This is a genomic window from Hydrocarboniphaga sp. FW305-C-57, assembly GCF_058783045.1.
Map to the genome: position 1 here is coordinate 203,899 of NZ_JBYSYG010000009.1, position 11,013 is coordinate 214,911.

Genomic DNA, 11,013 nt, shown 5'->3' on the forward strand with positions numbered 1-11,013 from the left:
GCACCTGCCACGCAAAACAAGAATTCACTGAATGCAATGAAATCGACTGCGAAGCTCAGACACCTACTATCGCGCGGCAACTTGCTCGTCGCCCCTGGCGCATACGATGGACTGAGTGCGCGGCTGGTCGAGCAGGCTGGCTTTGAAGCGGTGTACATGACCGGCGCTGGCGTATCGGCTTCGAACGGCTTTCCGGACTATGGCCTGGTGACGATGACCGAGATGGTCGAGCGCGCTGGCGTGATGGCTCGATCCGTGTCGATTCCGCTGATCGCCGATGCCGATACCGGCTACGGTAATGAGCTGAACGTCGTTCGGGCCGTGCGGGAATACGAAGTCCGCGGCGTTGCCGGCATCCATATCGAGGATCAGGTCTCGCCCAAGCGCTGCGGTCACCTCGACGGCAAGGAAGTCGTGTCGAGGGAAACGTATCTCGCGAACATCCGCGCCGCAGTCGATGCGCGAACCGATCCGGACTTCCTAATCATTGCGCGCTCCGATGCACGAGCGGTACTCGGCCTCGACGAAGCCCTTGCGCGAGTGAACGCGGCGCTCGAGGCTGGAGCCGACATGGCCTTCGTCGAAGCGACGCAGACGATCGACGAAATGGCCAGCGTCCCCCGGCTGGTCAAAGGCCCGTGTCTGTTGAATGTCGTGCCGATGGGGAAGACCCCCGACATCGAGATGAGTCGTGCAGCCGAGATGGGCTACCGCCTGGCCATCTTCCCAGGCTTGCTGCTGACAGCCTTCATCTCCCGCGGAGACGAGTTTCTGCGTGCACTCAAATGCGATGGCAAAGCTCCGACGCTGCCCGTCAACGTCGAGCTCGCCACGGCATTCAAGCGCATGGGATCGTCGGAGTGGGATGCGCTTCGCACCCGCTACCAAACCGCCGCAGCGCAAGTCCCGCCAGCAGAAGGACGCTGATCGATGGGACTCACGCTCTTTCAGAAAATCTGGAACGCACACGTTATTCGCGAGCTCGGCGACGGCTGGGCGCTGCTGCATATCGATCGCCATCTGCTGCATGACCTTTCCGGTGCCCCGGCACTGGATGAGCTGGCCAAGCGGAAGCTGTCCTTGCGCAATCCGGAGCTGGCCTTCGCGACACCCGATCATGTCGTCGCTTCTGCTCCTGGACGCACCGGCCTGACGTACGAGGTCGGCGGCATGCTTTGGGACCTGTTGAAGAAGCACACGTCGAATTGGGGCATCCGCTACTTCGAACTCGGGGAGCCGGGCCAAGGCATCGTGCACGTCATGGCGCCCGAGCTGGGCATTACGCTTCCGGGCGCGACCATGATTTGCGGCGACAGCCACACCTGCACCAATGGCGGACTCGGCGCGCTCGCGTTTGGTGTCGGATCGTCCGAGATCGTCCACGCGCTGGCGACTCAAACGCTGCGTCAGCAGATGCCTCGCAACATGCGAATCAGCATCGAGGGTGAACTCGGTGCCGGGGTGACGCCGAAGGACATCATCCTGCATGTGATCGGCAAGCTGGGTGTCGCGGCCGGCAGCGGTTATGCGATCGAATATTGCGGCTCGGTGATTCGGAGCATGAACATCGAGGGTCGGCTGACGATCTGCAATCTCTCGGTCGAACTCGGAGCCAAATATGGCCTGATCGCTCCGGATGAACACACGCTCGAATACATCCAGGGGCGTCCCTTCGCTCCGGAAGGCGAGCAATGGGACGCTGCCATCGCACATTGGAAAACCCTGTTCACCGACAACGACGCCAGCTTCGACGTCGATATCGTCATCGACGCCTCGACCATCGCCCCCACGGTCACCTGGGGCACGAGCCCAGACCAAAGCGTCGAGATCGACGGCACCGTTCCCGATCTGCTGGAGATGAACGCATCCGAGAAATCGGCCACCTTGAGCGCGCTCGAATACATGGGATTGAATCCGGGCCAGGCCATTGCGGGCACGAAGATCGATTGGGTTTTCATCGGCTCCTGCGCCAACTCCAGAATCTCCGATCTGCGCGACGCCGCCCGAATCGTTCAGGGACGTCATGTTGCCGAGGGCGTCACGGCTTGGGTGGTTCCGGGCTCGGAGCAAGTCAAGCGCCAAGCGGAGCACGAAGGCCTCGACCGCATTTTCAGGGACGCTGGTTTTCAATGGCGCGAACCGGGATGCAGCTTGTGCGTCGCCGCCAATGGCGATCGCATTCCGCCGAACGCAAGAGCCGTATCGACGTCCAATCGCAACTTCGTCGGCCGACAAGGACCCAACGCGAGAACCCACTTGGCGGGTCCCGCGATGGCCGCCGCAGCAGCGGTGGCGGGTTGTATCGTCGATGTCAGGAAGCTCGCCGCATGAAGCCTTTCACAGTCGTCACCGGTGGGGCCACACCACTGCCTGCGCCGAACATCGATACCGACGTCATCATCCGCGTGGAGCGCCTGAGTTCTCAAGCTGGGCTGGAGGATCTGAAGAAGTATGCGTTCGAAGCTCTTCGGTACTTTCCGGATGGCAGCGAGAACCCCCAGTGCGTTTTGAATCAGCCAGCACGCAGCCACTCGTCGATCCTCATCGCAGGGCCGAACTTCGGTTGCGGATCGTCTCGCGAGCCTGCGGTCTGGGCGATCATGGCACTCGGATTTCGATGCGTCATCGCAGAGAGCTTCGGCGATATTTTCTACAGCAACTGCTTCCAGAACGGCGTGCTCCCGATCGTGTTGCCGAGTGACGCGATCGCGCCGCTCATGGATGAAGCTGCCGATCCGAGCGGCGTCTTCAGCGTCGATCTGCCCAAGCAGGAAATCACCGCTCCGTCGGGACACAAGATTGCGTTCCAGGTCGATCCGCAGCGGCGCGAAAGCCTTATCGAAGGTCTGGACGAAATCGGCCGGACCCTGAAGATGACTTCAGCAATCGACCACTGGCAGGCAGCCGATCGACTGAAGCGTCCATGGATTTGGGTCGAGCCTTCTCATTCGCTATCTACCGAGTCATAACGTGAGCACACCGACAACGCGGGAACAGCCCGCATCAGAGACGACGGTCCAGCTCGCTCGCTGGCTTGATCAACTCACGCTGGAGGCCGTTCCGGCTGCGGTCCGCGAACGTGCCAAGTACCTCATTCTCGACGGCATCGGCTGTGCGCTCGTCGGTGCCCAGTTGCCGTGGTCGCAGAAGGCCGTCGAGATCGTCACCCAATTCGAGGCCGGGGGAAACAGCCCGTTGATCGGATGTGGAATCAACACCTCCCGCCCTGCCGCCGCACTCTTGAACGGAACTTTCATCCAGGGCTTCGAGCTGGATGATTTCCACCCGTTGGCTCCGCTGCATAGCGCTTCGCTCGTGTTGCCCTCGCTATTCTCCTGTATCGATCACGATGGGGCGGCCAGTGGCGCCGACGTGCTGCTCGCAGCCATCGCAGGGTTCGAAGTCGGGCCGAGGGTCGGCCTCGCTTTGCACGGAACGGAGATGCTGTCGCGCGGCTGGCATTCGGGCTCGGTGTTCGGCACGCACGCGAGCGCTGCCGCAGCAGGCAAGCTGCTGGGGCTGGACGCCGCTCAATTCGAAGACGCGCTAGGCCTCGCCGCAACGCAGTCCGCAGGTCTCATGGCGGCGCAGTTCGAAGCCATGTCCAAGCGCATGCATCACGGCATGGCATCGCGCAATGGCTTGTATGCGGCCGTGCTCGCCAAGGGCGGATACACCGGGATCAAGCGTGTTTTCGATCGCGACTATGGTGGCTTCCTCTCCACTTTCGGCGAAGGACATTCACCGGATGCCTCGCAAATCGTCGACGGTATCGGTGAGCGCTGGGAAGTCGATCGAATCGTCGTCAAACCCTACGCGGCCATGGGCGGGCTCCATGCCGCCATCGATGCGGTGCTCAAGCTCGACGAGCAACGCAAGCTGCTGGCACACGAAATCGACAGAATCGATGTCGATCTGGCGCATGCCGTCTATCACCACGGAGGCTGGCAGGCGACCCGTCCGCTGACGCCGATCGGCGCGCAGATGAACATGGCATACACGGTGGCGGTGACCATGCTCGATAAAGCCGCGCTGGTTTCCCAGTTCTCGCCGGATCGGATCGATCGGGACGATGTGTGGGAAATCATTCCGAAAGTCTTTACGCATCACGACGAATCTTTCGACCAGGAAGGAAAGATGAGCCGCGGAAAAACGCGCATGCGCGTGAGATTCCGCGATGGCCAGGTTCTGGAGACGCTGCACAACACGGGCCGCGGTGTGTTGCCGCCTCTGTCGAATGCGCAAATCGTCGACAAGTTCAATGCGCTGATGGCGAACGTGATCGACGACTCGCGTCGCGAGAAAATCTTGAACCTGACGCTGGGACTGGAATCCCTGGCGAATGCGCATGAGCTGCTGCAATCGCTGAGCGCTCCGGCGCGGAACGCGCTGTCATGACGCGAAGCTGAGCTTTAGTCGCCAGCCGACGCGCTGGCATACCGACATCGGATGTCGGGAACCGCGATCCAACAAAACCACCGCACGGTGTGTGAGAGCGGCTGCGTCACATAAAGTCATAAAACAGCGAGGAGAGAGCAGTGAAGAAGAGAAGAACGTCATGTCATTTGGAGTCTCAGGGAGGCGAGAGAATCTGCCATCCGCGAACGCTTGCGATGTGTTCGGTGGCGACGCTGCTGGCCGCGGTTTGTCAGCCGGCCTTCTCTCAAGAAACGAGCACCGGTGAGGCGACAGAAGACCGCCCGTCCGTAGCCACCGAGCCGTTCACCGAACCGGTGCTTGAAGGCACGACCGAAACGCAAAGCGCGAGCAACACCGCAGAAAGCGAATCGGACGCCATCGCCGAGATCGTGGTGACGGCGCAGCGCCGTGCCCAGTCCTTGCAGGATGTTCCGATCAGCGTGACCGCATTCAGCGACGAGATGATCGAGAAAGCGCGCATCCAGAAGATGAGCGACGTCGTGTCTCGTACGCCCGGTCTGAGCTTCGACGCGTTTCCGGCGTCGCAGCCGAGACCGTTCATTCGCGGCATCGGCTCTTCCGATACGGGCGCTGCGGGTGATCCGAGTTCGGCGGTCTTCGTCGACGAGGTCTATCTCGGCCGTCCCGCCGCCGTGGCCTTCGATGCTTTCGACATCGAGCGCATCGAGGTACTGAAGGGGCCGCAAGGAACCTTGTACGGGCGTAACGTCGTGGGCGGCGCGATCAGTGTCATCACCAAGCGTCCTGAGCTCGACGAGTTCTCCGCGCGCGGCGAGATGACCACTGGCAGCTACGACACGCTCGAGGGTGCTGCCGTGGTGAACGCGCCGATCGCCGATCGAACCGCGATGCGCCTGAGTGCGAGCGTGCGAACTCACGATGGGTACGTCCGCAACGACTACACGGGCGGCAAGCTCGATGACAAAAACACCAAGAGCGGCCGCTATCAGCTCTACAGTGAACTGTCGGACCAGCTGAGCACGCTCTTCACGCTCGATGGAACTCGCGACCGTGCCAACGGACCGGCGACTTACGTGTTCGAGCGAGATCCCGATTCCGCGCTCGGACCGCTGTGGACACCGAATCCCGACCGCGACTCCAGCGCGCCTGAAATCGACGGGCATCAGAATCGCGATACCTGGGGCATTCGAAATGGAACGGACTACGAGCTGAGCTTCGGTACGCTCAGCTTCATCGGCTCCTACCGCGATCTGAAATATCGCTCCTACTACGATTCCGACGGCGGCAATCCGACGACTCAGCGTATCGGCGCGTTTCTCGGGTTCGACGAAGACACCGATTTCTGGAGCACCGAACTCCGGCTCTCGTCGCTACCCGAGAGCAAGACGAGCTGGGTGGTCGGCCTCTACAAATTCAACCAGGAAGTCGTTCGCGACACCATTCTGGATCTGACTACGACCATTCCGCTGCCGGCTCCGTTTCCCGCTCCTGGCGCGAGCAGCAGGGACATCTTCGCGCAGAACGCGAAGCTCGACAGCTTCGCCGCTTTCGGCGACGCAACGGTTCCCTTGAGTGAGCGCATCAGAGCCTACGGCGGTTTGCGCTATACCGACGACAAGAAGGACTATCGCGTCTCGAACGAAGACAGCACTGCATTGATACGCGCGCGCGAACGCTTCGACGTCAGCGACTCGGCCTCCTTCAGTGCGGTGACTTATCGCGCTGGCCTCGACTTCCGCCCCGTCGAAAGTCAGCTGCTTTATGGCCAGATCGCCCGCGGTTTCAAGAGTGGCGGATTCCAGGACAACCCCGGCAATGCGGCGGCCGCCGCGACTGCGTTCAAGCCCGAGTACGCCACTCAGTACGAGCTTGGACAGAAGGGTGAATTCTTCGGGCGGCGACTGATCTGGAATAACACCGTCTACTACATCGACTATCAGGATCTGCAGACGCGCCGCGTCAACGACGATCTTTCGATCACCGTGGACAACGCCGGAAAAGCCACGATCAAGGGCGTCGAGACCCAGTCCATCATTTCACTGTTTCATGGCTTCAGGCTCGATCTGTCGTATGCCTACACCGATGCGAAGTTCGACCAGTATCGCGACGGAGAAGAAGACTTCAGCGACAATCGAATTTCGAGAACGCCCAAGCACAAGTTCATCGCCTCGCCGTCCTATCAGTTTCCGAGCGTGAGCGGGTTTGATATCAATGCATCGGCGGAGTATCGCTACGAGAGCAAGATATTCGACGACAACAGCAACAACGATCTCGAGGTGCGCCCCGCCACGAACTTCGTCGATGCCCGAATCGTCATCTCACCCGAAAGCGAAGCCTGGACGCTCACTTTCTGGGGCAAGAACCTGACGAACGAAAAGACACGCTCGTTCCAGACGGTGGCGCTCGGAGCACTGACAGGATCGCTGCTGGACCCTAGAGTGATCGGGGCGACCGTGGGCGTGAAGTTCTGACTCGAAACTCGGCGGTTTCCGACACAAGCCAGAAGGCACCATGAAAAATTCAGACGGCACCGCCAGCGCGAGCACCAATAGCAGGCTCGGCAGTCGAGACGCGACGGTCATTTTGACCTTGCTGTTCTTTGGCTATCTTCTGAGCTTCGCGGACCGCGTGATATTCAGTCTCGCCATCAAGCCGATCAAGGAGTCCCTGCACTTCAGCGATAGTCAGATCGGACTGCTGTCCGGTCTGATCTTCGCCGCGAGCTACGCCTTGTTCAGTCCCATCGGCGGCTACCTCGCGGATCGCATGTCCCGGCGTTCCTTGATGGCAGCCGCCGTTGCGTTCTGGAGCGCCGCCACGGTCGCGACAGGCTTGGCCGCGTCGTTCATCAGCATGGGTATCTCACGCGCCCTGGTCGGTGTTGGCGAATCGATGCTGCATCCGCTCGCGGTGTCGTTGCTGTCCGATGCCGTGGATGCGCCCAAACGCTCGCGCTCCTTTGGCATTTACATGAGCGCAGGCGCGACGGGCGCTTTGGTCGCCTTGCTGGGTGGCGGGCTGTTGCTGAGGCAGCTGCATAGCGCTGGAGAAATATCGCTTCCCCTGATCGGCACAATCGCTCCATGGCAGGCCTTGTTTTTCGGCGCGGGGGTTCCCGGTTTCATCCTGGCAGCGGTCATCATCCTTGTGATGAAGGAGCCGCGCCGCCGCTCAGACGCCTCCGGCACTACCAGCGCGAAGAATCAGGGAGCGATCGATTTTCTGAAACGGAACTGGAGATTCTCGACCGCGATCTTCGTCGGCGTTTCCACTTTGCAGATGGGAGCCTACACGTTGTCGACGTGGTACATCGTCTTCTTCGAACGCGTGCACGGCTTGCCAGGCTTCAAAGCCGCCATCCTGCTGGCTTGCACGAGCGGAGTCGCAACCCTCGTCGGCTGCATCGCGGGCGGCCGCATGATCTCGAGGCTGCGTCAGGCGGGAAGGAAGGACGCGGCTCTCATCATCGGCATGGGCGCCGGTGCGGTGTTCATGGTGTTCAGTGTGCTGGCGCTGCTCGCGACGAATACGACGCTGGCGCTGGCGATTCTGCCTATCGCGACATTCTGCGGATACATCCCTTCCATTGCGGGCTTTACTGCGATGGGCGAGGGCTTGCCGTCTTCCGTACGGGCCCGCCTCGCCGGTCTGCACACGCTCGCGAACGGCATCATCTCGAATTCGCTCGGCCCATTTCTCGTCGGCTTTTTCTCAGACACTGTCTTCGCTTTCGAGGCCGGAATCCGCTATTCGCTGATCGTAACGATCCTCATCGGAGGATGCGCAGGGGTTTATCTGCTCAACCAAGGCAGAGCTTCACTTCGAGCGCTGGTGCAGGCTCAAGAATCGCTCGATTCAGACTGATCGGGCGCAGCGAAAAAAGCCGATTGCAGCGCCTTGCAGATGGCACTGGCAGCCGGAGGCTTCTCTGCAGCTCCTACGACTTTGGTCTAAGGGCGAGCGATGATCGATGATGACGGTCCAGGACTCGGCTGGGGCCTCGACCGTGGGCGGAGACGGACAGACAAGGGCTCGGATGTTCGACTAACATCGGGTTGAATTGCGTCGCCCCATAACGACCGCAGACATTCATCGAGCTTAGGAGAGCCTAATGGAATGCGCATTCACCCCGCTTGATTTCCTTCGTCGTGCACGGAAAGTTCACGGAGCGCGCGAGGCCGTCGTCGACGGGAACCTGCGGCTCAGCTATGCGCAGTTCGGCGACCGCTGCGATCGCTGGAGCGCGGCGCTGCAGCGCCTCGGCGTCGGGCAGGGCGACCGCGTCGCCACCATCGCGCCGAATACGCACCAGCATCTCGAACAGTTCTACGCGGTGCCGCAGATCGGCGCCGTGATCGTGCCGATGAACTATCGGCTCACCGAAGAAGACTTCGTCTACATGGTCACGCACAGCGGCAGCAAGGTGCTCTGCGTGCATTCCGATTATCTAGACATGGTCGACCGCGTGCGCGACCGCATGGACTGCGTGCAACATTTCGTCGCGCTCGAAGGCAGCAAGAGCGGCTGGCTGGATTATGGCAGCCTGGTCGAATCGAGCCCGGCCGATTTCAAGCGCGTCGAGATCCAGGAAACCGATCTGCTCTCGATCAACTACACGAGCGGCACGACGGCCCGGCCCAAGGGCGTGATGATCACGCATCGCAACGCCTGGATGAATTCGATCGCCACCATGGTGCACGTGCCGATGACGCCGGCGGAGCGCTATCTGTGGACGCTGCCGATGTTTCACGCCAACGGCTGGACTTTCACGTGGACGGTCACCGCAGCCGGCGGTACGCACGTGTGCCTGCGCAAGGTCGATGCCTCGCAGATCTATCGTCTTTGCGAGGCGGAGCGCATCAGCATGCTCTGCGCGGCGCCGACGGTGCTGATCTCGATCGCCAACGGCCCGGCCGACGAGCGTGCGCGCGTGAAAAAGGGCGTGCGCGTGCTGACCGCGGGCGCACCGCCGGCCGCGGCGACCATCGAGACGATGGAGCAGGAACTCGGCTGGACCATTACGCAGGTCTACGGCCTCACCGAGACCACGCCGTTCATCGCCATCTGCGAGGCGGTTCCGGAGCACGCGGGGCTCGGCGTGCGCGAGCGCGCGGTGATCAAGGCGCGCCAGGGCGTGGAGCTGATCGGCGCGGCCGAGCTGCGCGTGGTCGACGAGGCGATGAACGACGTTCCGCACGACGGCCAGACGATGGGCGAGATCGTCGCGCGCGGCAACGTGGTCATGAAGGGCTACTACCAGAACGAGGAAGCCACCGAGAAGGCCTTCGCGGGCGGCTGGTTCCACACCGGCGACGCCGCCGTGATCCACCCGGACGGCTACGTCGAGATTCGCGATCGCTTCAAGGACGTGATCATCAGCGGCGGCGAGAACATCTCCTCGATCGAAGTCGAGAGCGTGCTGCTGCGCCATCCGGCGGTGCTCGAAGTGGCGGTGGTCGGCATGCCGCATCCCAAGTGGGGCGAATCGCCGAATGCCTTCGTCGTGCTGCGCGCGGGCGCGCAGGCCACCGAGGACGAACTGATGGCCTACGCGCGCGACAACATGGCGCGCTTCAAGGCGCCGTCGAAGTTCCACATCATCACCGAACTGCCCAAGACCGCCACCGGCAAGATCCAGAAGTTCCAGCTGCGCGGCAGCCGGCCGGGCATCAGCGCGCAGTAGCGCGGCGACGGCCGGGCCGCGGAGCTCAGACCGAGACCAGCGAGGTGGACAGCCCGCCGTAGCGTGTTTCGCCACGCGCTCCGTAGCCTTCGCTGCGCACGCCCGGCAGCGTCGCGGGCTGCTGGGCCAGATGCAGGTTCATCTGCATGCCGTTGGCCTTGTTCTGCGCCGCGCAGCGGCTCAGCAGCATCTCGAAATCCTGCAGCGGCAGATGCGTGGGCAGCGACTGCCGGCGCAGCAGGTGCTGCAGTTCGGCGAAGCCTTGCAGGCGCGAGGCCTTTTCGCGGCTGAGCTTGAGCAGGGCCTGCGCATCGCGCGTGGCGACGGCGTGCTGCTCGGCGTCGAGCAGGTCGAGCATGCCGCGCAGGCTTTGCATGGCCCGGTCGAACAGCGTTTCGATCGGTGCGGACGTCGTCATGGCCCGTCTCAGGCCAGCGGCGGATTGGAGCCGAGCATCTTGCCGGCGATGCGCTCCGGGTCGGGCTGGTAGCGGCCCTCGGCGATCGCGGCGCGCAGCGCTTCGACGCGCTGGCTGTCGAAGGCGGGTTCGCCGCCGATGGATTTCTCCAGGCTTTGCAATTGCATGGCGTCCCCCGTGATCCGCACCGTGTCGTCGCCGCGCGATCCGCTCGCCGAAGCCGGGGCCGCCGATGCGGTCGCCGGACGCGCCTGGCCCAGGCGCTCGCTGGCGCCGGTCAGCATCGGCTTGATGCCGGAGGAGGAATCGATGGTGTTGCTCATGACCGGATCTCGAAAAGGCGTTGGGGCCGTCTGCAAGCCGTATCGGCGGATGGTGGCGGAACTTTAGGCGGCGTTACGCCGTGATGAGTTGTGGCGGTCCCCTCTCCCGCTTGCGGGAGAGCAACTGTGTTTCAGGTCAAGATGCCTGAGGCTGGTTGGAGTTCGAAAGCTTTGCCGTCTCGGGCCAT

General features: G+C 62.2%; 9 protein-coding genes. 7 read left to right on the plus strand and 2 right to left on the minus strand.

Annotated elements, in window-relative coordinates:
• Window positions 1-36 precede the first annotated feature (36 nt).
• The 7 genes from AC3WUM_RS18290 to AC3WUM_RS18320 all read left to right on the plus strand — a co-directional run bounded on the left by AC3WUM_RS18290 (window position 37) and on the right by AC3WUM_RS18320 (window position 10,084).
• Complete coding sequence (locus AC3WUM_RS18290; RefSeq protein ID WP_492411995.1) at window positions 37-927, plus strand: isocitrate lyase/PEP mutase family protein; 891 nt, start codon at window positions 37-39, stop codon at window positions 925-927.
• A 3-nt stretch (window positions 928-930) separates the two neighbouring features.
• Window positions 931-2,331, plus strand: a complete 1,401-nt coding sequence (leuC, locus tag AC3WUM_RS18295; protein WP_492411997.1) for a 3-isopropylmalate dehydratase large subunit — start codon at window positions 931-933, stop codon at window positions 2,329-2,331.
• Complete coding sequence (gene leuD, locus AC3WUM_RS18300) at window positions 2,328-2,969, plus strand: 3-isopropylmalate dehydratase small subunit (RefSeq protein WP_492411999.1); 642 nt, start codon at window positions 2,328-2,330, stop codon at window positions 2,967-2,969. The genes leuC and leuD overlap by 4 nt, the downstream gene beginning before the upstream one ends.
• Window position 2,970: 1 nt before the next feature.
• The gene (locus tag AC3WUM_RS18305; protein WP_492412000.1) at window positions 2,971-4,398 is read left to right on the plus strand and encodes an MmgE/PrpD family protein; all 1,428 of its coding nucleotides are present in this window, start codon (window positions 2,971-2,973) and stop codon (window positions 4,396-4,398) included.
• Window positions 4,399-4,613: 215 nt separating this feature from the next.
• A complete protein-coding gene (locus AC3WUM_RS18310; RefSeq protein WP_492412002.1) occupies window positions 4,614-6,872 on the plus strand; it encodes a TonB-dependent receptor in 2,259 nt (752 codons plus the stop codon).
• Window positions 6,873-6,912: 40 nt separating this feature from the next.
• Window positions 6,913-8,265, plus strand: a complete 1,353-nt coding sequence (locus AC3WUM_RS18315) for an MFS transporter (RefSeq protein ID WP_492412004.1) — start codon at window positions 6,913-6,915, stop codon at window positions 8,263-8,265.
• Between the two features lie 247 nt (window positions 8,266-8,512).
• Entirely contained in the window at window positions 8,513-10,084 is a 1,572-nt protein-coding gene (locus AC3WUM_RS18320; RefSeq protein ID WP_492412006.1) for a long-chain-fatty-acid--CoA ligase, read from the plus strand.
• 25 nt (window positions 10,085-10,109) lie between these two features.
• Here the strand turns inward: AC3WUM_RS18320 and AC3WUM_RS18325 are convergent, their stop codons facing one another.
• A complete protein-coding gene (locus AC3WUM_RS18325) occupies window positions 10,110-10,502 on the minus strand; it encodes a hypothetical protein (RefSeq protein ID WP_492412008.1) in 393 nt (130 codons plus the stop codon).
• A gap of 8 nt (window positions 10,503-10,510) precedes the next feature.
• The gene (flgM, locus tag AC3WUM_RS18330; RefSeq protein ID WP_492412010.1) at window positions 10,511-10,825 is read right to left on the minus strand and encodes a flagellar biosynthesis anti-sigma factor FlgM; all 315 of its coding nucleotides are present in this window, start codon (window positions 10,823-10,825) and stop codon (window positions 10,511-10,513) included.
• Window positions 10,826-11,013: the final 188 nt, after the last annotated feature.

What these genes read in the sequence shown, in the direction of transcription:
- AC3WUM_RS18320 (WP_492412006.1), top strand. Translation starts at nt 8,513, where the DNA reads ATGGAATGCGCATTCACCCCGCTTGATTTCCTTCGTCGTGCACGGAAA.
- AC3WUM_RS18315 (WP_492412004.1), top strand. Translation starts at nt 6,913, where the DNA reads ATGAAAAATTCAGACGGCACCGCCAGCGCGAGCACCAATAGCAGGCTC.
- AC3WUM_RS18290 (WP_492411995.1), top strand. Translation starts at nt 37, where the DNA reads ATGAAATCGACTGCGAAGCTCAGACACCTACTATCGCGCGGCAACTTG.
- flgM (WP_492412010.1), bottom strand. Translation starts at nt 10,825, where the DNA reads ATGAGCAACACCATCGATTCCTCCTCCGGCATCAAGCCGATGCTGACC.
- leuD (WP_492411999.1), top strand. Translation starts at nt 2,328, where the DNA reads ATGAAGCCTTTCACAGTCGTCACCGGTGGGGCCACACCACTGCCTGCG.
- AC3WUM_RS18325 (WP_492412008.1), bottom strand. Translation starts at nt 10,502, where the DNA reads ATGACGACGTCCGCACCGATCGAAACGCTGTTCGACCGGGCCATGCAA.
- AC3WUM_RS18310 (WP_492412002.1), top strand. Translation starts at nt 4,614, where the DNA reads ATGTGTTCGGTGGCGACGCTGCTGGCCGCGGTTTGTCAGCCGGCCTTC.
- leuC (WP_492411997.1), top strand. Translation starts at nt 931, where the DNA reads ATGGGACTCACGCTCTTTCAGAAAATCTGGAACGCACACGTTATTCGC.